Origin of the sequence: Bacteroides gallinarum DSM 18171 = JCM 13658 (genome assembly GCF_000374365.1) — a bacterium.
GTDB classification, from domain to species: domain Bacteria; phylum Bacteroidota; class Bacteroidia; order Bacteroidales; family Bacteroidaceae; genus Bacteroides; species Bacteroides gallinarum.
This window is the reverse complement of the sequence record NZ_KB894122.1, coordinates 20578-45083: the sequence shown is the minus strand read 5'-3', so window position 1 is coordinate 45083 and position 24506 is coordinate 20578. Positions and strand designations below refer to the sequence as shown.

Here is a 24506-nt window from a genome sequence, read left to right as displayed (position 1 = left end):
TCAGTATGAAGAAAGGCTTCCGCTACGCACTACTTGCTACCGCCGTACTTTTATTAGCTTCATGTTCTGCCACGAAATATGTGCCGGAAGGTTCGTATTTACTGGACGAGGTGCGCATACAGACGGACAACAAGGAAATAAAGCCTTCCAGCCTCTCGATGTATGTCCGCCAGAATCCGAATGCAAAATGGTTCAGCCTGATAAAGACGCAGTTGTATGTTTACAACTGGTCGGGCAGGGACTCCGCACGCTGGATAAACCGTACTTTGCGGCGAATGGGAGATGCTCCGGTGATATACAAGGAGGAGGAGACGAAGCGTTCCAGCGAGGAAATGACGAAGGCGATACAGAATATGGGGTATATGAGTGCCACCGTAGTACCCGTGACGCGCAAGAAAAAGAAGAAGCTTAAACTGACCTATAAGGTTTCCAGCGGAAAGCCTTACAAGATACGTTCTCTCAAATATGACATCAAGGATGAGAAAATATGGGAATATATGCAGCAGGACTCGGCGGATACCTACCTGACCGAAGGAATGTATTTCGATGTGAACCGCCTGGATGCGGAACGCCAGCGCATTACGGATAATCTTCTTCGCAACGGGTATTATAAGTTCAACAAAGAATATATCTCTTATACGGCGGACACGGTAAGGAATACGTACCAGGTGGATGTAACCATGCATCTGGCACCTTACCGGCAGCCCAACGACGACACTCCGCAAAATCACCGCCAGTATTACATCAATAAGGTAAGCTTCATTACGGACTACAATGTATTGGGTGCGTCTGCCGTAAACGGTATAGATATTAACGATTCCATACATTACAAGGGGTTTCCCATATATTATAAGGACAAGCTATACCTGCGTCCCAAGGTGCTTACCAACAATTTGCGTATTGTACCGGGCAGTTTGTATAACGAACCCGATGTGCAGCGTACCTACTCCAACTTCGGGCGTTTGCAGGCATTGAAGTACACCAATATCCGCTTTTCAGAAACGCAGGCGAGCGACACTTCCAAGCTGAATGCTTATGTGATGCTGACGAAAAGCAAATATCAGTCCGTATCGTTCGAGTTAGAGGGAACCAATTCTGCCGGGGACTTGGGTGCTGCCGCATCCGTATCGTTCCAGAACCGGAATATGTTCAAGGGCTCCGAGGCTTTTATGATAAAACTGCGCGGCGCTTACGAGGCGGTGTCCGGATTGCAGAGCGGATACAACCACGAGGATTATACGGAATTGGGGGCGGAAGCGACGATTAACTTTCCGCGTTTCCTTTTCCCCTTCCTGTCCAACGACTTCCGGCGCAAGATACGTGCCACCACAGAATTCGGCGTGCAGTATAACTATCAGATACGTCCGGAGTTTTCACGTATCATCGCCTCTGCCAGTTGGAGTTATAAATGGGGACTGCAGCGCCAGCGCGCCCAGCACCGCATCGACCTGCTGGATATCAATTACCTATACATGCCCTCCATTTCGCAGGAGTTCCGCGACAAATACCTGAACAACGAGCAGAATTACATCCTGAAGTATAACTACGACGACCGTCTGATTGTGCGTACGGGATACAGCTATACCTACAACAGCGCGGGGCAGGCGCTGATGAATAATACGATTATCGGCAACTCGTATTCTATCCGCGTCAATTTCGAGTCTGCGGGCAATCTTTTGTATGCCGTTGCCAAAATGACCAATATGAAAAAGAATGAAGACGGGGAATATTCATTACTGAGCATCCCCTTCGCACAATATATAAAAGGAGATTTCGACTTTGCCAAGAATGTCGTTATCGATAACCGTAACTCCATTGCATTTCATGTAGGAGCGGGGATAGCCGTTCCGTACGGCAATGCAACGATTGTGCCTTTCGAGAAGCGTTACTTCTCCGGTGGCGCCAACAGTGTACGCGGCTGGTCGGTGCGTGATTTGGGACCGGGTGTCTTTCCCGGCGACGGCAATTTCATGAACCAGTCGGGAGATATAAAACTGGATGCGAATGTAGAATACCGCACCCGCCTGTTCTGGAAATTCAGGGGAGCGGTCTTTGTAGATGCGGGTAATATATGGACGTTGCGCGATTATAAAGACCAGCCGGGCGGTAAATTCGAATTCAATAAGTTCTATAAACAGATAGCCGTTGCCTACGGCCTGGGACTGCGGTTAGACCTGGATTTCTTCGTGCTGCGCTTCGACGGGGGTATGAAAGCCGTCAATCCGGTGTACAGCAACCAAAAGGAGCATTTCCCGATTATACATCCCAAGTTCAGCCGTGACTTCGCATTCCACTTTGCCGTGGGATATCCGTTCTAAAAGAGCTGAAAAATTAAAGGCTACGCCCTGTTCGTCCGAACTGCGTAGCCTTCAGTCTTTAATTTTCAAATCTTAATACTTAGCGTGTTGCTTAATGCTCAACGTGCTGCATAGTAGGTATTGACCATAGTTGCCTGACGTGCGGTGGATACTCCCTGGGCATCCAGGGTAACGGTCATGTCCTCGCCGTTGGGTAAAGTCATCTGTGCAGTACCGTCGTTGTTCATCTGTAAAAGTTCGGTGCTTACACCGTCGGCTACGACATTCCAGGTATTCAAGTCCTTGTCGTAGATTAACTCCATAGATGCGGTTTCGCCTTCTTTGGTGATAGAGTAACCGTTTTCGAGAGTTTCTACCAGATAGTCGCCGTTTTCACCCTTTACCTTCTTTACATCACCGATGCTTGCCATAGGGTTGCTGCCGCTCCAGAACTCGATAGAGTTGATAACCAACGCGTCTGCCAGGTAGCATACGCCGTACACCGGAATGATGTTGAATGCAAGGTAAACGAGTTCGTTGACAAACTTGTTACCGATGCTCTCGTTCCAATTCACCAGCTTGCTGTGCAACCCGAAAGAACCGATACATGAACTGAAAAGAAAAGCGCCGCATACCATTACAGTTGCAGCCAATTTCAAATTGAACTTTTTCATAATCATTTTCTTTTATTTTACCGTGTTTATATAAAATAATATCCTATTATTCTCTTTTAGGTTAGTGCAAATATAATCATTTTTATAAAAAAACGCAAAAATGCCGCAAAAATCTACACTTTGTAAGACAACGGCGTCTATCCGCCTCTATTTGTGAGAAAGCGATTCGGAAATCTTACTGCCCTGCCTCAAAGGTAGAGCAAATGCCTATTCCCGTTTCAACGGCTTGATGATAATCCGCAGTGACGGGTCGTATGTAAAGTAACTCCACATCCAGTCCATAAATATGAACAGACGGTTCTTTACGCCTACAATGCTCATAAGGTGGATAAATAGCCACACCGCCCATGCCGGAAAACCGCCGAAGCGCAGGTTTTTCAGTTCTACCACCGCATGATTGCGCCCGATAGTGGCCATAGAGCCTTTATTGCGATATATAAAAGGAGATAAAGGCCGCCCTTGTTCCATACGCTGTAAGTTCTTTATTAGATTTTTCGCTTGCTGAATGGCGGGTTGCACCACTTGGGGATGTCCTTTAGGAAAAGCGTCGGAAGTCATCAGTGCCGTATCGCCGATAGCGAAGATGTCGGAATATCCGTGCAAACGGTTGTAGCCGTCCACTTTCAAGCGGTTTCCCGCTCCGTATGCTTCGGAGGGGAAACCTTGCAGGCTATTCGCCTTTACACCGGCTACCCAGAATACGTTTTCGGTGTCGATTGCCTGTCCGTCGCTCAACACCAGCTTATTGTTCCCGTAATTAACGACACGTACATCCAGCTTGATTTCCACATTCCGGCTTTTCAGATATTCCGCCACTTCCCGGGAGGACTTTTCCGAGAAAGCCGATAGAAGCCGGGAAGAACCGTCTATCAGGATAATACGCATTTCATCCATATTCAAGTCGGGATAGTCCTGCGGCAAGACAAACTTCCGCATCTCCGCCAAAGCGCCCGCCAGTTCTATACCCGTGGCTCCGCCGCCTACTATGGCAAAAGTCATCAGGCGCCTGCGCCTTTCTTCGTTTCCGGTATTCTGGGCTTGTTCGAAGCTGTCTATAATCCGGTTACGGTTGTATAGGGCTTCCGAGGTATTCTTCAACGCCATTGTTTGCCTGGCTATGCCGTCATTGCCGAAATAATTCGTGTCGCACCCGGTAGCAATCACCAGGTAATCATAGGCCAGCACACCGATAGAGGTTTCCAGCAGGTTATTCTCCGGAATTACACGCTGCGCCTCACAGATACGTATATGGAAATGAGTCCTCTTCTTAAAGATTTTACGGTAGGGAAAGGATACGGCGCTCGGTTCGATACCCGCCGTAGCTACCTGGTAGAGCAGGGGCTGAAAGATATGGTGATTGTTCTTATCCAGTAAAACGACCTGGAATTTGTCGCCTTTCAGCTTTCTTGCCAGTTTCAGCCCGCCGAAACCTCCGCCCACAATAACCAGTCGTTTGCGTCCCTCCTTATCGGGAATATCCATTGCTGTTTTCATATTTCGAGTTGTTCTTTGTTCATTATATAAGAACGCAGGGAATGTAAGAATGTTCTGCCGGCGGCCGGCTTAAAACGACCAAAGGAATTTATAGACACTAAATAAGAAGAAACGGAAACAAAAAGCCTTGAAACATTGTTGTAACATGGATAATTTACAACTAACTTTGCCTGAAGTTTTCTTACCGACAGAGAATGAACACAAAACTAAAAGGATGGCTATCCTCATTAATTCTGCTGATGACTGTAACTACTGTCCATGCACAGACACGTTCGGCAGAGGCCGATATTCCGGCAGGTACGGATGCTGCCGTAGCCTCCGATTCCGTTCCTGCGAAAAGGAGCTTTTTCAAGAAATTCCTGGACTACTTCAACGATGCCAATAAAGAAAAAAAGAACAAAAAGTTCGACTTCAGCATTATCGGAGGGCCTCATTATTCCAGTGACACCAAGCTGGGGCTGGGATTAGTGGCGGCCGGGCTTTACCGTTCCGACCGGAATGATACGGTTCTTCCGCCTTCCAACGTTTCGCTGTATGGAGATGTCTCTACGGTAGGCTTCTACTTATTGGGGGTACGCGGAACGCACCTGTTCCCCCAGGACAGATACCGTTTGAACTACAACCTGTATTTCTACTCCTTTCCGAGCTTATATTGGGGAAAAGGGTATGACAACGGAGCCAATGACGACAACGAAAGCGACTACGACCGCTTTCAGGCACAAATGAAAGTGGACTTCATGTTCCGGCTGGCACGTAATTTCTATATAGGTCCCATGGTCGTTTTCGATTACGTATATGGACACGATTTCGAGAAGCCGGAGCTGTGGGAAGGCATGGAGGCGCGTACAAAGAACCTTAGCCTGGGCTTCTCGCTGCTTTATGACTCGCGCGACTTCCTGACGAACGCATACCGGGGATATTACCTGAGAATAGACCAGCGTTTCAGCCCCGCCTTTTTAGGCAACGAATATGCCTTCAGCAGTACGGAGCTGGATACGAGGTATTACCATACGGTATGGAAAGGCGGCGTACTGGCAGGGCAGTTCCATACCTTGCTGAACTACGGCAATCCTCCCTGGGGGCTGTTGGCTACATTGGGCAGTTCGTACTCCATGCGCGGTTATTACGAAGGGCGCTACCGGGACAAATGTGCTATGGATGTACAGATAGAGCTTCGCCAGCATGTATGGAAGCGGAACGGAGTGGCGGTATGGGTAGGAGCGGGGACTGTTTTCCCGAAACTCTCCGGGTTCGATATAAAGCGTGTCCTCCCGAACTATGGCGTAGGCTATCGCTGGGAGTTTAAAAAGAGAGTGAACGTACGTTTGGATTTAGGGTTTGGCAAACACCAGACCGGATTTATATTCAATATCAATGAAGCTTTTTAGAGAGATTAAGAAATGGTTTGAAAACCAGGAGAACCTCTTTTACCTGTTCCTGGCAATTCTGATAGTACCCAATATCGTACTATGCTTTACGGAGCCGATGCCGGCAGTGGCAAAGGTATGTAATGTACTGCTGCCCTTCTCCGTATATTATGCGATAATGAGTTGGTCGAAAAACTGCGGTAGGACTTTCTGGATATTGTTTCCGTTCCTTTTCTTCGGGGCGTTCCAGATTGTACTGTTATACCTTTTCGGCCAGTCCATTATCGCAGTAGACATGTTCCTTAACCTGGTGACTACCAATTCCAGCGAGGCTTTGGAGTTGCTGGATAACCTGATACCCGCCATTATCATGGTAGTGCTGCTGTATATTCCGGCACTGGTACTGGCCACGGTATCTGTCGTCAAGAAACGGAAGTTACCGGAAACCTTTATCCTCCGGGAACGCAAGCACGCCCGGATAGCACTCGCTGCCGGCATCCTTTCGTTAGGAGCTGCGTACCTGCTCGATTTCCGCTACGAACTGAAATCGGATTTGTACCCGGCAAATGTATGTTACAACATCGCACTCGCCTTTCAGCGCACTGCACAGACGCAGAATTATGCAAGCACTTCGAAAGACTTCACCTTCCAGGCAAAAGCCGTCCGCCCGAAAGAGCATAAGGAAGTCTACGTTATGGTAATCGGCGAAACATCCCGTGCCGCCAACTGGACGATTTACGGCTATGACCGCGAAACGAACCCCGGCCTGTCGGCGGTAGAGGGGCTGACGGCCTTCCGCCACGTACTGACGGAGTCCAACACTACGCACAAAAGCGTACCGATGCTGATGTCTCCGGTTTCTGCACACGATTTCAATTCCATTTACCGGCAGAAGGGGATTATCACGGCATTCAAGGAAGCGGGTTACCGGACGGCTTTTTTCTCCAACCAGCGCTATAACCACTCTTTCATCGATTTCTTCGGAAAGGAAGCCGATACATACGATTTCATTAAAGAAGATACAAGAGACTCCGGCTACAACCCCTCCGACGACGAGCTTTTGAAGTCGGTGGCTGGCGAACTGGCGAAAGGTGCTACCAAGCAGTTTATCGTACTCCACACCTACGGCTCGCATTTCAACTACCGGGAACGTTATCCTTCGGAAGATGCCTTCTTTCTGCCAGACTTTCCGGTGGATGCCGAAGTGAAATATAAGGATAACCTGATAAACGCCTACGATAATTCCATACGCTATACGGACGGCTTCCTGACACGTCTCATCCGAATGCTGCAAGAACAAGACGCAGATGCGGCAATGCTTTATACCTCCGATCACGGAGAGGATATTTTCGATGACGACCGTCATCTTTTCCTGCACGCATCGCCCGTTCCGTCGTATTACCAGATACACGTGCCTTTCCTGATATGGATGTCCGACAGCTACCGGCGCAACTATCCGGCTCTTATGCAGAATGCCGAAAGCAACAGGCAGAAGAACATCTCGTCCAGCGCGTCTTTCTTCCACACCATGCTGGAATTAGGAGGAGTGGAAACACCGTACCGGAACGATTCATTGTCCGTTACGAGCATCCTGTTTACCGAAAAGCCCAGGGTATATCTTAACGACCACAACGAAGCCCGCCCGCTGGACGATATAGGAATGCGCGAAGAAGATTTCGAGATGCTGCAAAAGAAAGGAATATCATACCGGTAAATACTAAAAAAGGAACAACGTGAGTTGTTCCTTTTTTAGTACACCCTCAGGGTGTCGAACTATATTTCATTTCAGTTAATAATCAACGATTTGCGAGTGTATTTCAATAAAAGTCCCATGTTTAAGAACTTATCTTATTTCATAGTCCTGCAACTATTTGTTTCGCTTAACGAGTCCAAAGATAAGCTATTTTTTCCAATTAGCCAAATAACAAGTGACAAAAAATATAAACAAAGGGAATCAGATAAATCACAAGGATAAGCCTTCCTGTTGTCATCCTCATTTCTTGCAGCAAAAATAGTTGTTTTTCAGGCCGGTTCCGCAAGGCAGCCCTGCGGGCTGGTTGCACGTGAAAAAATCTTCCTCACGCAGGAGCGTGAGCGTATTTTTTCACGTGCAAGCCTTGTCGGAAACCGCCGAAAAACAAACTGAAAAAAAGCACAAGAAATAAGAATGCCTACCCGCGTAGGCGATGTATAACTCAAAAAAATATATGGATATGGCAGACAAAAGCACAGAAAAGGAAAGACTCTTCAATGAATGGTTCACAAAATCCTACAACAAACTGAGAATCTCTCTACGGAAATATGGTATGCTGGACGAAGACAATTTCCACGACACCTATCTTTTTGTAAGGAAACAGGTAATGTCACCGGGAAAAGAGATTGCGGACTATGAAGCGTACTTCATCGGATGCTACAGGAAGGCGGCACTGGTGAAAATCAGGAAGGAGAACAGGTACACCCATCCCGAAGACGACTTCTTCCTCAGATGCGGGAAAGAGGCCGAGTTCATTTCAGAAGACGACCTGAACGGCTGTGAAAGACTGGTAAAGGATATTCTACGCTTCATCCGCCAGAAGTTCTCATACGAGGAATACCGGATGTTCATGCTCAGGTTCTACGAGGCGCAATTCCCCCTCAAGGCGCTGGCGGAATACATGGGCATATCGGCATCAGCCATATCACAGAAAGTATGCAGGATTATGGAGGCGGTACGTACCCACAACAGTTTCGTCTGGAGAAGCCAGATGCTGGCAGTAGAGAATTTCATGTATTGAAGGATTGTTTTAACCGATATAAAAGTAATATTATGGCACTGATAGTATATAACAGGGAAAATTCGCGTCCGCAGGAAGTCATATACAACGGGAAGCGGACCATTAACATGGACAGCAGGGGAACCGTATACCTGTCCAAGACTATGTCCATCGAGCTGGGGATTCTCGGCGGTGGAAGGGTGAACTTCGCACACGATGACGAAACGGGCGACTGGTACATCTGCCGGGATGACGACAACGGAGGGTTCATCGTATGGAAGGACAGAAGATGCGCAAGGTTCTCAGCAGGATTTATCGTGCAAAGGCTCATGCGGCAGGCAAAGGTGGACAGAAAAAGCGTACAGTTCATGATAGCGAAGACACCGATGGAGGCTGGCGGGGTGGTTTATTACAAGATATTGCTTTCCAATCCGATTCTCAGATAATACAGACGAAAGAACTGAATGCACAAGGGATATCCGAAGACAAAACCGACCGGATATCCTTTTTTATGGGAGAATATTCAGAAGTTACCTGCAATGGATTATATATATATACCCCGTTACCCTTTCTTTCCAATAACATACCTTTATCCGAATACCTCGCCCGGTTGTTACAGCGATTGCATATTGCCTTGGGGTCTGGAAGCAATCCGCTGTTCGGGGGATAAGGTAACAACATCGGAACCGGGCAACAGAATAACATGCCATAACTGTAGTCCACCGATACCCTGCCACCATCCGCTCTGGTGGCAATAAACCTTTTTTCTGTCATCATATTATCCGGTTCTTCTCTTGACATGCCGACACATTATTTCCTTAACATAAAAACATAAGGATATGTCATTCCGCTAAAAGTGAGCTATCACAGCATCCTGACGGGATGAAACGTCATTATCCGATGGCTAAAAGTAGGGAAATTGCCCTATTCCATGGCCTTTTTTAAGCCGGGCTGTCACCACATGGCATTATTCGTCGCCATAAGTCACGCAATCGCTCGTTATATAGTACACTTTCTAAGCCGAATACAGGGACAAATGTTGTGATAGACCATGAACCTGACAAGTTGTTCTGTTCACCCCGTAGCCGCTTATAATATATCAATTCTATCAAAACCATAACCAACAGGTTGCGATGAGACTGTTCGACATGAAATGGAGAACTGGCTCTTATTACCACAAAGGTAATAGCAAGTTGTGTTTCAGTCCGACAAAAATATTTTTGTCCGACCGAAACCAACTTGCCCTCCCTCACGGTCGGGGAATTTTCCTCCAAAGTCGGAAAATAGCCAATCTGTTTAGTCCAAGAAATAATATAACAAGAAGATAATACAGGATTAAAATAGTCTGCAAAAACACTTTTGTGTCAGATTTAATCGAAATATGCCGAAAACTGTTGGCAAGGGAAGTGCCCACGATAAATTGTGAGGAGATTGTATTGGCGGGAATTGATTACTGATACGGCCTCTTGAACTGAATTCTTAGAAAAAAGAAAGTTGCTGATTCTTTTTTCTGAATTTCTTCGTATATCTTGCATGCAGAAATCTACAAATGCAAGAACTATAATATCAAGTCACCATTCTCTGTGAAGCTCCTGTGGGATATACTGTTGCGGAAACAATCAGACAGGCAGCTCTGAGTGTTGTGCTAATAAACACAAAAGAACCGTATCGTTACTCTGAAAGTAGAGTTGATACAGTTCTTTTTATTACTTATAAAGGGTATCGAGTTCCAGATTAAAAGTTCATTTTCTCTAAAATTGGGTTTTGATACCTCTTTTCATCGAAGGTTGCGGGCAAAAGGAACTATGCTTTTTCAAAGCCGCTTCCTCTTTCCACTCATTGATAATATTCTATTTCGTATGTTGCGACGAACGGATTATTCAACCCGGTCCTCGTAATCTGATAAAGGGTAGGAATGTAATTACTATCCGGATCATTGATTGTCCTCCAGTCTGTCATCTGATCCGTCCAGTATGTACCTCTTACAACCTTACTTGCTACTTCAAAGGTTCGCTTTCCATAAAAATTGAACAACCCTAAAACAACCCCGGAAAAGTCATAATGCATGAACCATTCCCATTGATAACAAGTTGTCATTAACCCATTGAAATCAACGGAAACATTATTCATGGCATCTGTCCCATAACTTAACTGATCACCGTCCTTTTGGGGAGAAGTCATATTCTTTTGTCCTACCCAGGAACTTCTGCCGTAAGAAGGAGTCCATTCTTGATTGCCTGTTTTCAAGTAAGTGACATATCCGTCGGAATCGTATGTAAATGTACTGTTTACCTCTGTGGAGTTACCTTCATACAGTGTGCTCAGATAACCGTTCTTGCCGATAATGCCGGTATTCATCAGTTCACCGTTATGATACAGGTAGACCTTGCTGTCATCATAAATGAAATTGAACTTGTCCGAATTTGCCACAGTATTGTTTACCATATTATAATTCTGCTCCGTATATTCTATGATACGGGACTTCTTATCATACTGGAACAGATAAACAGTCTTGCTTGTTGTATTGTCCCTGGTATAACGGCGTGTCAATGTAATTTTTGATACCAAGCGTCCCTCCCAAGGTTTATACGGGTTATTGTCGGATATATCTCCGATTTCGGGGATTTCACCGTCCCCGGGCTTTTCTTCCGGATAAGATGTCCTGTCAAAGATGTACATGATATAGTAATATTCCCCCTCATAATAGTACTGGTAGATAATGACCAGCCTGTTTTCTCCGAATGAATAAATCTCCCAACTTATATCCCCGAAATAAATGTGGCTCTCGTCATCGGAGATATTCCATGACCCCGTATCTGTATTGCCGTCAGGGTAGGTTACGGTATAATTTCCATTTTCACCGAACGCGATGTCGGGAATGTTTTCCATTTCTTCATCTATCACAGGGTTCTTGATTTCGTTTCCCTCCTCATCCATAATCTTCGTCGCTGTTTTCTTCCAGCTCCCTATAATCATTTGAGAGGCTTTGAGGGTGGGTTCCTCAAGTACATAGGTCTCATCTCCCTCGGAAATACAACTTGATATCATGGCTGTGCAGAAAAGCAGCAACATGCATAATCTGATCCGTCTCATATTTTTTATTTCCATAAATATTTGTTCTATTGTTTTAGTTTCATTAGTTTAATATTTCAAACTCCACACGGCGGTTCACTTTTCTTCCTTCTTCCGTGTCGTTGCTTGTAATGGGTTTGCCCATGCCATAATAACTGTATGACAATCTGTCCGCATTGACTCCCTTCTTCACCAGATAGGCATATACGGCCATGGCTCTTTTTTTGGACAACTCAAGATTAAAACTCTCACTTCCTACATTGTCCGTGTGTCCTTTGATTTCCATGCGGATATTGCTTTGTTGCATCAATGCCACGATTTTGTCCAAATACCCGTACGATTCCCTATCGATATCGCTTTTCCCGAAAGCAAAATTTATCTGCTCTATGGCACAGATAGTTTTTCCTACAATAGGCTGTCCGTCTTCAAGCAACTGCATGATTTCGTCCAGAGTATAGCAAGGTTTTTCCTCCGCTTTTTTCTCCACTATGGGTTCTGGCTCTTTTTCCAATACCGGAGCAGGGGTATATGTCGGCGCCACAACCTTTTTCTTTGTCTTCTTGAAGATGCTCATAGGGACGGATACGGAAGCCGATATTTCAAATCCACGATTTTTCCGGGTCCCCGTAATATTGTAAACATTGCGATTCAAGGCGATGGCCTTTCCGTCTTTTTCCTTACTGCCGTATGTATCGGTAAATCCGTACTGGTAGTTGGCTTCCAACGACAGATGTAATCTTTTGGACTCGTTTATTCGTACCGGAATCCGCAGACCGATACCAGCGGCAGCGCTAAAATCGAATTTGGAAAGGTTAGCTGTACTGGCATCCACGGTGGGCCACGGTTCCGGCTCGTCCATCATGTAGGTTGTATAGTCTATATTTCCGCCCCGTGCAATACTCAGAACAGGAGCAACATAGACATACGGACTCACCTTGTCCGGATTGCTGAAATTATAGATGATCGGCAGTCGGATATCCGTATATTTGGCTTTCAGCCGATAGTTGAAATCCTCACCGTAAACATCCGTTCCGTTAACCTCCGAACCGCGACGCAGAAACAATATTTCCGGGCGAAGCGTGAAACGCCGTTTTGCACCCAAGTCAAATTCGGCAAAAAATCCGCCCAAACCGCTGCTTATCCCTCCCGCATCGTATTGGTCAAGACTGGAATAATGCGTGCTGGAAAAATGAACTCCCCCTTTGACACCAAATCTGATTCTGTCAGCCTTGCTGGCGACAGGTTGTGCAGCCCCCATCGTATAACAGAAACATAACACAATAAACACCAAATATTTATTTGCCATTTGAATAAAAAATGCCCATAATTCCCAGATGGATTTTAAATAATAAAAAAGAAGCGTGGGAACTATCTTAGTGCACCATTTGTTTCGAGGTATCGCCAAACACCCACCATTCAAACGACGCATAGACAACCCACGCCCTTTAGATATACCTTTCCCTGGGGGATGTGCATATACCAAAAGAGGTGAGCGTTTTATTGTCTATTCTTCTTGAATGGTTGTGAAAATTGGCGATTTTCGAAACAAGAATAATATCACTAAAAACGCTCTTCGTACATTATTGTCTTATAGCATTTTTTTGGAAGAAAAACTATAAGATTTGCAAAGGAATATATTTTTTCAATAATCAGCAAATTTTGATGGATTTTTATGTACGATATTTCTTTCCACTCTTGTATCATGATAAGAAAAAGGCAGTAATCTCGTTCTTACTAGCCGGTTTATATATATTGAGTTTTACATCCAATGTAATTTTTGGGGTCAAGGGCGAGTAAACAGATTGTCGGATACGAATCTTGTAAGCGTCCGAATGTATAACGGCAGCATTGGGAAGCCGTTGGATACGCACACGGCTTTCGTACTTCTCTATTTACGACCGAGAAAGAGGAAAATCAATGTCCTCATTCTATTTCAGCGACCCAACGGACAAAAGGACGAATAAATAAATCAGATTCTTCATACACCTCTACTTATTAATTATTTTACCGTTTTTATTTATATAATACCACTCAGAACTATCCCAATAGTGTTTTTCTCCATTAGAATCGGGAATTTCCTTATTTTTGCCGGAAAATGTAACCTTCGCTTTGCCGTTCTCGAATGGAAAAGCAAATTTGAATTGAGTTTTGATGACTATATTACCTAATGTATCCGCAAACCCTATTAGCCCTTTATCATCTATTATACGAAAAAAACTTCTCTGGCATAATCCACTCCGTTGTCATATTTGAATACATTAAACAACTTACGCCCTTCCACGTCTATGCAAACTATTTTTGCATCAGGTTTATTTTCATATACAAAACCTATGTTTTGTATCGTGTCCGTTTGACAGAACCTATATTTGCCATACGGAACAATGGTATCTCCACGTTCGTTCAAGTAACATACGGGAGCACCAACTTCCAACCGCTTTTCGTTGGTATGTGCTATTAGTAATTTCTCATATCGCATTAAAACAGGAACATCACAAGTTGAATAACCAAATATTAAAACATCTGCATGAGGATGCACAGGAGTTGTCGGAGTATCCAATTTGAACTGAAAAAGAAGCGTGTCCCTTCCTGTCTGTAATATGGTAGGGCGGTCAATGACTGCTTTGAAAGCATCCAATACAGTCTTCTTGAACTTCTGATTGTCGCAATAAATTATTGCAGGATTGATAATATATCCGTTACTGTCTATCTCGTATGCCACACGAAGTATTCCCTCTTGTTCCTTTTTCTGTAATCTTACTGGGTATTTACATGATTTGCTCAAAGTTTTTATGAGCCAATTGTAATCATGAACTTCATTGGGAGATTTATGTTGAGTTATCAAACTGTCATTTTTTAACATAACAGGAACAGTCCAAACCGAGCTTCGGTATCTTCCTTTCCCATAATAACTGACTTCCGGAATCCACCGGGGCATACCTTTGATAATGTCCATTACCTGAGCGTCCCATGCAGGAATGCCGCAACTCCGGAAAATTTCAGCCTCCGTCACTTCTCCATACGAATTGATTCGTATCCTATAGATTCCTCTGATTTGTTTTTGGTCACCCAGTAGTTTCGGGTTATATGTAAGCCGCTCGTTGATATAATCGGTTACGGCAAACGGACTGCCATCTCGGAAACGCGATGGAGATTCCCATGTCACGAAGCTATGTTTCAATTCTTCTTCCCGAATGCTGTCCGCTTTTACTCTATTTCTGTAATGTTGCGGCAGAAAGGGCACATATACAGTGTATAGGCATTCCATCCGTTTGCCTTCCTTATCCCGACATGGCAGGCAATGGGGAAGTTCCCTAACCAGCCTTATTACTTCCTTGTCGAAGTCCTTATGTTTGGTTGTCAAGATATTGACACCTCGTGGCAGTCCCAAAGTATCGAGGGAGAACATGACTATGGAGTATCCGGCTTGATTCTTTTCCAAGAGATGTACCGGATATTCCATTCGGGCAGTGAAATAATCTTCCAAATCATTCCATTTAGCCCATTGAGGGGCTTCTATACCAGTCGTATCTATACCTTGCTCTATGAAAGAAAGCCCTTTACTATATATATCTTCTTTCCGCCAAATGCTGTCCAGGCGGTCTTCATTTTCTTGCATCTTTACGGGGGAGTTAATGGTATTGATATACTTTACTGCTCCAACGCCTATTGCCAGTCTTTCCGGCAAATACTGAATAACCAATGTGCTGTCGGAAAGCTCGAGGATTTTATATTGTTTGCGGTCATACGTTTTGATAGTGTCACCGCATATCTCGTAAGAGGTTTCAAGAGTCTTTACTTGCCCGTTGTATAGGAATGTGGATGTCCAAATAGCATCGCGAAATTCCATTTCCGATGAATACTGTTTTCCATCAGGTAACTGTGCTTGCCAAATCTTGTTTTCCAATAAGACAAGAGTATCTTCAACTATATTTTCTTGTGCTTGGATAAAGCAAATAGTTGCAAATAAAAGTATGAGGACGAATAATCTTTTCATGACGCAATACATTTTGTGATATTACAAAAATAGGAAAAAAGAAATAATCTGATTGATTACAGGTAATGGTTTGGAAAAGCATCTTCTGCTGTAAGCTGCCTAAAACCGTTTTTCTACTCTTATGCCATTTTGTGCCAATCAAAGCCAAATCAACTGACATTCAGTGAAAATGCTCAAATTCACTCATCTTTACGCATATACTATTATTTGCATCTAAAAAGGTGATTTGTTTTACTTTTTTGGTACAAAAATGTCTTTTCAGATTTACTTTCTAGCCGTTACCCCTTATTTCGTAGAGAAGGTTATCGAGAAAGAGCGTCCCGACGGTGTCATGCTCGCTTTCGGCGGGCAGACGGCGCTGAACTGCGGTGTGGCGCTCTATAAGGAGGGAGTTTTTGAGAAATACGGAGTAAAAATGCTCGGTACTCCCGTGCAGGCTATCATCGATACGGAAGACCGTGAGATATTCGTGCGGAAGCTGAACGAAATCGATGTAAAGACTATCCGGAGCGAGGCGGTGGAGAATGCTGCGGATGCCCGTCGTACCGCCGCGGAGTTGGGTTATCCGGTCATTGTACGCACCGCCTATGCGCTCGGCGGACTGGGTTCCGGTTTCTGCGACAACGAGGAAGAGTTGAATGTGCTGGTAGAGGAGGCTTTTCTTTCTCCCCGCAAGTACTGGTGGAGAAGTCGTTGCGCGGTTGGAAGGAAGTGGAGTATGAGGTTGTCCGCGACCGTTTCGACAACTGTATCACGGTATGCAATATGGAGAACTTCGACCCGCTGGGTTGGTTAAGCTCAATCAGATAGCCATTCAACAGATGAAAGTATTGGAGGGAAACAGCAACGACCGTAAGCTATTAAAATGGAGATTTTCAACAAGTAAACAAAAAACATCGGGATGATTTCAAGTTTCCCCGATGTTTTTTGTTTACAGAGAATAATTTTTAAGTATGTCTTATTCCTGATTTTTCAAGTTTTGGCTTTCATCCATTACGGACGGAGTAATAACAACTGTTAGCGGGGGATATATTAAAGTTACCAGCCGCTCCAAATCGTCGTTATTTAACCGAATACATCCTTCTGTTGCTCTACTTCCGATACTTTCAGGGGCATGTGTTCCGTGAATGCCTATTCCCTTATGTCCGGGTACTTTCAAGCGTATGAAGTGTTTTCCGTATGCTCCCTTTATTTCCCCTTTACCGTCGTGAAAATCATGCGTCCATTCAGAGGCATTTTGAATATCAACAATTTTAAAAACTCCTTCCGGAGTACGCATATCTCCTTGCTTTTGTTTGTTCCCGTAAGCCTTTCCTACTGCAATAGGAGCGCAAAACAATGTATCTCCTTTGTAGGAAATCAGATTTAGTTGCATGTCCTGCTTGGAGATGACTATGATGTTGGCATTTTCAATTTTAGAGATAATCTGTTGATGGTGATAACTACATACCAACCATGTACAGAAGCAACATACCAATAGTAAAAATATTCTTAACGCAGTTTTCATGAAAGTTTAAAATTGATGGGAATAGTGCACTTGACTCTTACGGGCACTCCGTTTTGTTTTCCGGGTTTCCATTTGGGCATACCGCTCAATACCCGTAACGCTTCTTTGTCCAAATGTTTATTCGCGCTCCATACAACTTTAAAATCGCTTGTGCTGCCGTCTTTGTTTACCACAAATACCACAATCACTCTACCCTGTATGCCTTCCTCTTTGCAATAGGTGGGGTATCTTAAGTTCTTGCCGATAAAATTCATCAGACCGGTTGTTCCGCCATTAGGAAATTCTGGCATTTGTTCCACCGTTTCATAAATGGTGTTGTCCGCAATGTTCTCTTTTTTATCTACCTTTACCTCTTCGGTTGTTATGACGGGAGGAACATATTTTATCGTCGATATTTCTTGTTCCGGCGGTGGAGGAGCTAGCTCTTTGACTTTACTCCGGACACTTGTTTCCTTCGTGGCGGAAATGATATTGCCTCCCGTATAAGTCACATAATATTGATTTTTCCTATTGATGTATCTCACATTCTTAATCTCGCCTTCTGCCGGTGCACTTTCCTCATATAGGAATATGGGTTTTTCGGTTTCTTCATCGAAAGAATAGAGGGCGAACCGTCGTTCTTGCGTGGCGTTGTTTTTAAGGATAAAAGCAAATTCGGTAAACTTATCGTAACCGTTGTTTAAACGAGGATACAAAACATTGTTCGGCTTTACATTCTTCTGCAATGTGTAAAGCTGCCAACCATCATTCCCTGTAGTAAACAGATTGCGTTTACAGTAGTCGAGTATTGCAAGGCGGCATTTGGAAGATTCGATATACTCCTTCGTGTCCGCGCTACCCCATACATCATTAAGCAATTTGAAATCATTCCATTCAAGCAAATATGGAGAGGCAACAAACCCTTCCACACCATTTACCTTGATTTCTGCCCATTCCGAATCTTTTGAATAAGTAATCAGTTCGGAACCGTAAGGAACTTTCGACAAAACATTATATTCTACACCCGCCACTTTTGACGAACGTAGAAATACATTATTGGCAACTACGTAGGTGCGCAGCGCATCTCTGTCTTTGGCATATGGAACATAACATATAAAATATCCGGCTATAAGCCCGACAAGTGCTAACGCACCTATAGCAATACCAATAACCAAAGCATTGTTTCGTTTTGGTGATGTCGGTGTTTGATAAGACGATGTAACTGGGGGAGTTTGAGAAGTGTGGGCGGGTTGTGCATGTATTACATCAGTTGATATCTGATCAGGGCTGACTTGTTGTACTGGAATTTCCGGTAGAACTGGAGCATAGGCAGAAGTCTGACTTGCCATTTGTGGCTCTTGTCCGATATATGTGGCAAGTTCTTCGTTAGGATGTTCCATTTCTTGCATACGTGACTGAATCGTATCGTAATCTTCTTGGTCTGCCTTGATAGCACGACTGGATTTTGCGATAGCGATACTGTTCTTTATCGTAAACCAAATGGCAGCAACCGGAGCGAAAACAAAAGCAAAGATTATTTTGATGATGAAAGCAACCATTTGTTGGAAACATCCTTCACTCGGATTTACACGGGACATGGCTTCATCTGCCCATTTTTCTTCTGCTGAACGGGTCACAAAGGTTTTCAATGCCGAGGGAAGTCCGCCAAGACCTGCATAAATCCACGCATTCATGATGTCATTTGGATTTGACAAATACATCATAAGTCCGATAGACATGAAAAACAACAGGAATATAAGTTTGACAATAGACCAGACTTTCGTTTTTTTATTGGCCGCTATGTTCTCTGCTAACATCTGCAAACTACATTCATTACATTGCGGCTTATTGTCTAATGTAAAAGGTGCTGAATCTACACATTTTTTACACATCGCTTTTCCACAAGTAACGCAAGACGATACAGCAGGTGCATCGCTATGCCAAGCGCATGGATTAAAGGAAAATCCCATCGGAATCCGCATAGATGCATTGGGATTGGGCGCACCACATTTTGGACAACTTTGAGCTTTGTCGGACATCTGGTTTCCGCATTCACTACAATTTATCAGTGCCATGAGTTTAAAACTTTATCATCCCAGCTCCAAGATGAGTTTATAAAAACACGAAGCGTGGAACTGCAATGCTACCACATTCTGATTTGGAGGTCGTAGGAAACCTTTAGCACGGATATGGTAATAGCAGCCCACGCTATAGCGTGAGAACCACTATGCCTTCTTTGTGCTAAATTTGAAAGTTTCCTACGTTTCCAAATCACAAGAACAGCATAACGCTTCTTATTATTTTTTTTCACATGTCTTGGATAGAGTTACCTCAATCCGAACACAAAAATAACAATAAAAAGGCATAAATCACTTATAAAAGACAGTTTTTTTTACTTCGTGAACACGGCACTTTCATTTAAGCGATTCTTTTATTCTCAGACGCAGATTTATTTTTACCTTTTCCGTAAATTCCGCGTAAGTCCATACCTGGTGAGAAATTTATGTCATTCAGAACGCAGTGAAGTATCTCTTCCCCTCTGTATGCCATATAGTGATAAGTGATGAATTACATTTTTCAGACGCTGATGACGCAGATTTCTTTTCCGCCCTTGTCATTCAGAGCGCAGTGAAGCATCTCCTCCCCTTTGATTATACTTTAGTATAAAAATAAGAAGATGTTTTGAGCGAAGCTAATGACAGGGAAAAGGAAAAAAAGAAATCTGCATCTGAAAAATAAGCATAAAGTCTGAATGAAATAGCCCTGTGCATGCTTCCGGATATTGCTTTGAAAATTATTGCAGTAAGTTCCGGAAAATCAAAGGCTTATATATAGTGAAGAAAAGTGTTTTTTAAACGTTCGTTTAAAAAACGTCAAGATAATTCATGTAAGAAGCGGACGATTTTAGACAAAAACAAGGGTGATAACCAGTTCTATAAATAGAGATAGTCATTTAATACACAAGTATTTACGAGTATGATAGAACATATTTTTATCGAACATTTTGCACATATCAAAAATAGCATGTATCTTTGTGCACATTAAACGAACGTCTAAAAAACGCTTTTCTGTTATAACACGTTTGTTTACAGTAGTTTATCAGTTTAATAGTGTACAACTACGGAAAAAACATAGGCAAGAGGGGCACAAAACTTGCCGTATTCTGTATAAGGTGTCTGCAAATGATTGAAATTCAAGTGTATACAAGGATTTCAAAGCCCCAGGAGAATATTCTTTTCCGAACCGGCATATAGATGGAAACAGCGAAAGAAACCGAATTATGGTATGCCATGCGTGCCACATACCGCAGGGAGCCGGACGCTGTACGCTTGCTTGAGAAGGAACAGTTGGACTGCTTCGTTCCCATGCAATATAAGGTGACGGTCAAGCGGGGTAAGAAAGTCCGCATGCTGGTTCCTGTCATCCACAATCTGATTTTTGTCCATGCCTGTCCTTCGGATTTGAAACGTGTAAAGTCGAAAGTTACTTATTTGCAGTACATCACCGATACCCGTAGCGGGCAGAAGATTATTGTTCCCGATGTCCAGATGCGGCGTTTCATTGCCGTAGTGGGTACTTACAGTGACCAACTCCTCTATTTTCAACCCGAAGAGTTGAACCTGTCCAAAGGCACCAAGGTGCGCATCACAGGCGGCGACTTCGAAGGACAGGAAGGCGTCTTTGTGAAGGTGAAAGGAGCGCGCGACCGTCGTGTTGTCATCGAAATTCAGGGTGTCATAGCCGTTGCCATGGCTACCATCCATCCGGACCTGATAGAAGTAATCAACCCATAAGTAGGTAGTATAAACTAATTTTTAACGTCTGCATAATTCGTAATTCATTATGTCTCTTTCCGAAGAAACTCTTACCCTTCAGCGTGCTGCGCACGACCTGATGTATCTGGGTATGGACGGCAGTCCCGTCTACAGTGACGACCTTTCCCGTCGCAACGGCGAGGTCTATCGCTTGACCACAGCTTTGTATAGCTCCGGTGCCCGCGGCGCTACCGTCGAAGAACAGGCCAATGTCTGCCTTGCTCTTCTGATGGGTTATAATGCTTCGTTCATAGACCATGGCGAAAAGCAGGGACACATTCAGGAAGTGCTGGACCGCTGTTGGGATATTCTCGAAGCCCTTCCCGCTTCGCTCTTGAAACTCCGTCTGCTCACCGCCTGCTATGGCGAGGTCTACGACGAGCCTTTGGCGGATGCTGCCCGTGCGATTATTGCCTCTTGGGACGCCGCATCGCTCACAGCCGAGCAGAAGGAAGCTGTCGAGGAATTCCGGAATGCGGTGGATAACCCTTATCCGTGGGAATACGTAGATGAGTAAGGAAGAAAATTTTGAGAATATCACAAGATAAAACTATTGCGATTAGGAAGTATCAATAATTTAACCTATCTTTGATAGCAAAATCAGGAGATTATGGATAAATCCAAATTATATGAAACGCAGGAGTCTGAAAACCAAATGGTGAATGAGGCTGCCATGATGTACGAAGTGCCGACCCGCAGTGTGGATGATTTCATTGCGTCTATTCCGGTGGATTCGATGCAGCGTCTGATTGATGTTGCCATAAGAGACTGTAAGGCTGGAAAAGGCATTCCGCACAACCAAATAGCTTCCTATATAAATGAAAAAATGGGATGGAAATAATTTGGTCTCCTGTTGCAACTGATGATTTTCTGACTATTCTGAGAAGCGTAAAAGATTTGTTTGGTAACGCCATATCCACTAAGGTTGCCGAAAGAATACAATTGCATGTCGGGTTATTATCCTCATTTCCGCGAATAGGAGTACGCGACATAACCTTTTCAACAGCGAATAGGGAGGTCCGATACTTGGTTAATACTCCTAATCTTATTTATTATGTGATTGAGCAAGACACGATTTATATTGTTTCAATATGCGACTCGCGCCAATCACCGGAAACCATCCGTAGAATTATTTCCGAACAATTGAGTCGGTATAAATAATTTCCGGTAAACAGGATAAACTAAATCTCTATAAGCAGATGTGTAAAAATTGTCGTTCAGAGGAGCGAAGCGACGAAGAATCTCTTCTCCTTTGTGTGCGCAGAGAAGAGCAGATTCTTCGCTGCGCTCTGAATGACAGACTGAATTCCAATACTTATTTAAATGAATTCAGCTTCATTGGTACGAGCTGTTACGCGCGTAAAGTTGAAATTATTAAAAGATAAAAAAAACATGAAGAATGAATTCGTTCCCAATGCCGAATTGGGAGATTTCCTGACCTTGTTGCAGGAGACGATAGAGGTGGGCGGCATCCGTTTGAACGACCGCGACGTGTGCCGTTGCACAGGCATAAGCAGTAAAACCTATGTAAGTTTAAAAAGGGCTTCAATCCGGATCTCGGGCTTTACCTTCGCGTAGCCCGTTGCTACGTGGACGAACTCCGCTTCCGGCACGACGACAAAACCCTGTTGATCGTGCTGAAGGAACTGTTTGAACGTCTCCGGCTGGACTACTGCAACAGATAGCGCCGCTTTGATGCCCTGCCACCGCGCAACCACTGCGGTGACAGGTTACGGCAAGGCTTGTTTTCAGATGCCAAAGGGTTATATATCTTTAACGGGTGCAGGGATTATGTTGACATGCTCCCCGCCAAAATCACTTTGGCTTTCGTCCAATATTAATTCAAAACCTATTAATTAACAAAACTCGGTTTAGGGCACTGAAAAGTGCCCTTTCAAAGGGGATGTCCTAAATTGAGTGCTTACTCGTTTCACAAAAACTACCCTTTATATCGTGGCAATCCGTGCCACGATGATGAAGCGTAATTGAATTACAGTTTTCTGCATGTCTGAACTCTCCCGGACTGCCAAAAGCATCAAAAATGCCAAGGTAGCCCTTGCCTTTTATTTCATTAATTTAGTCCTCCAGTTCTTCTCCCGCAAAGTCTTTCTCGACTATTTGGGGGCTGAAGTGCTCGGACTGAACACCACTGCGCAGAACCTTATCGGCTTTCTGAATCTGGCAGAGCTGGGCATTGGCGGCGCCGTCGCTTTTACCCTCTACAAACCGATTTTCGAGAGTGACACGCAAGCCATCAACGAGATTGTCTCCGTGCAGGGGTGGCTCTATCGGCGGGTGGCTTATATCGTCATAGCCGGCGCTTGCGTGCTGATGTGCTTCTTCCCGCTCATCTTCGAGAAAGCGGAAGTGCCCATGTGGTACACCTACGGCTCGTTCATCGTGTTGCTGTTCAGTGCTTTGTTGGGGTATTTCTTCAATTACAAACAGATTGTACTGACTGCGGACCAGAAAGAATATAAAATCACTCTGAATATACAAGGTGTCAAAGTTATAAAAGTGCTTGTTCAGATAGCAGCCATAACTTGTTTGGCAAACGGCTATGTGTATTGGCTGGTGCTTGAGTTTCTGATGGCTATAGCCACTACGGTTATTATCAATTATGTGTTGCATCGGGAGTATCCTTGGTTGTGTCCGCAAGTTCGATTGGGCGGACAACTTCGTAAAAAGCATACGGAGATTATCAAGAAAATCAAACAGATTTTTTTTCACAAAATAGGTAGTTTTGCGTTTACCCAGTCCGGTTTTATTATTATATATGCGTATGCTTCTCTTTCATTAGTGGCTGTTTATGGCAATTATATGCTGATTGCTACCGGTCTTCAAATGTTGATAAGTGCCATATTCAATAGCATAAATGCGGGTATTGGCAATTTGGTGGCTGAAAATAATAAAGAACGTACCGTTTCTGTCTTCAATGAACTTTTTTCTCTTCGTTTCTACATAGTAACTGTGGTATGCTTTGGATATTATATGCTGGCTGGTCCCTTTATCTCTTTGTGGATTGGTGGGTCATACTTGTTGGATCATACCACTTTATTATTGATTACCGCTATTCTTTTCGTAGATTTGGTGCGCAATATTGTCGATTCATTCAATAGTGCATATGGACTTTTTCAGGATGTATGGGCAACAGTTGTAGAGGCGTGTATTAATATCAGCTGTTCTGTATGGTTTGGTTCTATATGGGGATTGCCGGGCATATTGGCAGGCGTGCTTTTGAGTCTGTTGCTGATAATCTTTTTGTGGAAACCGTATTTTCTGTATCATTGGGGATTTAATATTTCCGTGTTCCATTACTGGAGACTTTATTTTAAATGCTTTGTTGCCGGAGTGGCGGCTGTATGGATTTGCTTGACAGGTTATTCTTTTATGAAGGCAAATATAGGTGACGATTGTCAGATACTTACCCTTTATGCTATTGTATCAGTAGTGATTTTCAGCGTGATATTTCTGCTTATACTGTGTGGCGTGAGTAGTCCGATGAGGAGAGGAGTAAACAGAATTTTGGTATTTACACGTATAAAATAGTAGTT

At 44.0% G+C, this 24506-nt stretch carries 17 protein-coding genes and 2 pseudogenes; 12 read left to right on the top strand and 7 right to left on the bottom strand.

The window, feature by feature from the left end; all coding sequences use genetic code 11:
* Positions 1-5 precede the first annotated feature (5 nt).
* Positions 6-2318, top strand: coding sequence for a translocation and assembly module lipoprotein TamL (tamL, locus tag C233_RS0106105; protein ID WP_018666706.1), 2313 nt, complete (start codon positions 6-8; stop codon positions 2316-2318).
* A gap of 98 nt (positions 2319-2416) precedes the next feature.
* On the opposite strand, the gene C233_RS0106100 is transcribed toward tamL, so the two are convergent.
* Positions 2417-2971 (bottom strand): DUF3332 domain-containing protein, encoded by a 555-nt coding sequence (locus tag C233_RS0106100; RefSeq protein WP_025068732.1) that lies wholly within the window; start codon positions 2969-2971, stop codon positions 2417-2419.
* A gap of 207 nt (positions 2972-3178) precedes the next feature.
* Entirely contained in the window at positions 3179-4465 is a 1287-nt protein-coding gene (locus tag C233_RS0106095; RefSeq protein ID WP_018666704.1) for an NAD(P)/FAD-dependent oxidoreductase, read from the bottom strand.
* Positions 4466-4659: 194 nt separating this feature from the next.
* Here C233_RS0106095 and C233_RS0106090 point away from each other — a divergent pair, with 194 nt between their 5' ends.
* From C233_RS0106090 to C233_RS0106070, 4 genes are all read left to right on the top strand, one after another.
* On the top strand, positions 4660-5853 hold the full coding sequence (locus tag C233_RS0106090) for a BamA/TamA family outer membrane protein (RefSeq protein ID WP_025068731.1): 1194 nt from the start codon (positions 4660-4662) through the stop codon (positions 5851-5853).
* Positions 5840-7546: a phosphoethanolamine transferase family protein gene (locus C233_RS0106085; RefSeq protein WP_018666702.1), complete on the top strand. Its 1707-nt coding sequence runs from the start codon at positions 5840-5842 to the stop codon at positions 7544-7546. Before C233_RS0106090 ends, C233_RS0106085 begins: the two co-directional genes overlap by 14 nt.
* A 499-nt stretch (positions 7547-8045) precedes the next feature.
* Entirely contained in the window at positions 8046-8606 is a 561-nt protein-coding gene (locus tag C233_RS0106075; RefSeq protein ID WP_025068730.1) for a sigma-70 RNA polymerase sigma factor region 4 domain-containing protein, read from the top strand.
* A 32-nt stretch (positions 8607-8638) separates the two neighbouring features.
* On the top strand, positions 8639-9031 hold the full coding sequence (locus C233_RS0106070; protein ID WP_018666700.1) for a hypothetical protein: 393 nt from the start codon (positions 8639-8641) through the stop codon (positions 9029-9031).
* A 1390-nt stretch (positions 9032-10421) separates the two neighbouring features.
* Here C233_RS0106070 and C233_RS0106060 read toward each other — a convergent pair.
* The 3 genes and pseudogenes from C233_RS0106060 to C233_RS23215 all read right to left on the bottom strand — a co-directional run bounded on the left by C233_RS0106060 (position 10422) and on the right by C233_RS23215 (position 15651).
* Entirely contained in the window at positions 10422-11678 is a 1257-nt protein-coding gene (locus tag C233_RS0106060) for a hypothetical protein (RefSeq protein WP_128081904.1), read from the bottom strand.
* A 43-nt stretch (positions 11679-11721) separates the two neighbouring features.
* Entirely contained in the window at positions 11722-12963 is a 1242-nt protein-coding gene (locus C233_RS0106055) for an OmpA family protein (RefSeq protein ID WP_241217470.1), read from the bottom strand.
* Positions 12964-13645: 682 nt separating this feature from the next.
* Positions 13646-15651, bottom strand: a pseudogene (locus C233_RS23215) (WG repeat-containing protein).
* A 250-nt stretch (positions 15652-15901) separates the two neighbouring features.
* Here C233_RS23215 and C233_RS0106040 point away from each other — a divergent pair.
* Positions 15902-16461, top strand: a pseudogene (locus C233_RS0106040) (ATP-binding protein).
* Between the two features lie 148 nt (positions 16462-16609).
* Here the strand turns inward: C233_RS0106040 and C233_RS0106035 are convergent.
* Together C233_RS0106035 and C233_RS25140 are read right to left on the bottom strand one after the other, a co-directional pair.
* Positions 16610-17158: a L,D-transpeptidase gene (locus C233_RS0106035; RefSeq protein ID WP_025068726.1), complete on the bottom strand. Its 549-nt coding sequence runs from the start codon at positions 17156-17158 to the stop codon at positions 16610-16612.
* Positions 17155-19212: a TonB family protein gene (locus C233_RS25140; protein ID WP_425248233.1), complete on the bottom strand. Its 2058-nt coding sequence runs from the start codon at positions 19210-19212 to the stop codon at positions 17155-17157. The genes C233_RS0106035 and C233_RS25140 overlap by 4 nt, the downstream gene beginning before the upstream one ends.
* Before the next feature lie 1179 nt (positions 19213-20391).
* On the opposite strand from C233_RS25140, the gene C233_RS0106020 reads away from it, so the two are divergent.
* From C233_RS0106020 to C233_RS0105995, 6 genes are all read left to right on the top strand, one after another.
* Positions 20392-20931 (top strand): UpxY family transcription antiterminator, encoded by a 540-nt coding sequence (locus C233_RS0106020; protein WP_018666693.1) that lies wholly within the window; start codon positions 20392-20394, stop codon positions 20929-20931.
* A gap of 49 nt (positions 20932-20980) precedes the next feature.
* The gene (locus C233_RS0106015) at positions 20981-21469 is read left to right on the top strand and encodes a UpxZ family transcription anti-terminator antagonist (protein ID WP_025069253.1); all 489 of its coding nucleotides are present in this window, start codon (positions 20981-20983) and stop codon (positions 21467-21469) included.
* A gap of 93 nt (positions 21470-21562) precedes the next feature.
* Entirely contained in the window at positions 21563-21793 is a 231-nt protein-coding gene (locus tag C233_RS0106010) for a hypothetical protein (protein ID WP_018666691.1), read from the top strand.
* Positions 21784-22113 (top strand): type II toxin-antitoxin system RelE/ParE family toxin, encoded by a 330-nt coding sequence (locus C233_RS25030; RefSeq protein WP_025069252.1) that lies wholly within the window; start codon positions 21784-21786, stop codon positions 22111-22113. Before C233_RS0106010 ends, C233_RS25030 begins: the two co-directional genes overlap by 10 nt.
* A 231-nt stretch (positions 22114-22344) precedes the next feature.
* Complete coding sequence (locus tag C233_RS0106000) at positions 22345-22530, top strand: hypothetical protein (protein ID WP_018666690.1); 186 nt, start codon at positions 22345-22347, stop codon at positions 22528-22530.
* A 426-nt stretch (positions 22531-22956) separates the two neighbouring features.
* Positions 22957-24501: a lipopolysaccharide biosynthesis protein gene (locus C233_RS0105995; RefSeq protein WP_018666688.1), complete on the top strand. Its 1545-nt coding sequence runs from the start codon at positions 22957-22959 to the stop codon at positions 24499-24501.
* Positions 24502-24506 lie beyond the last annotated feature (5 nt).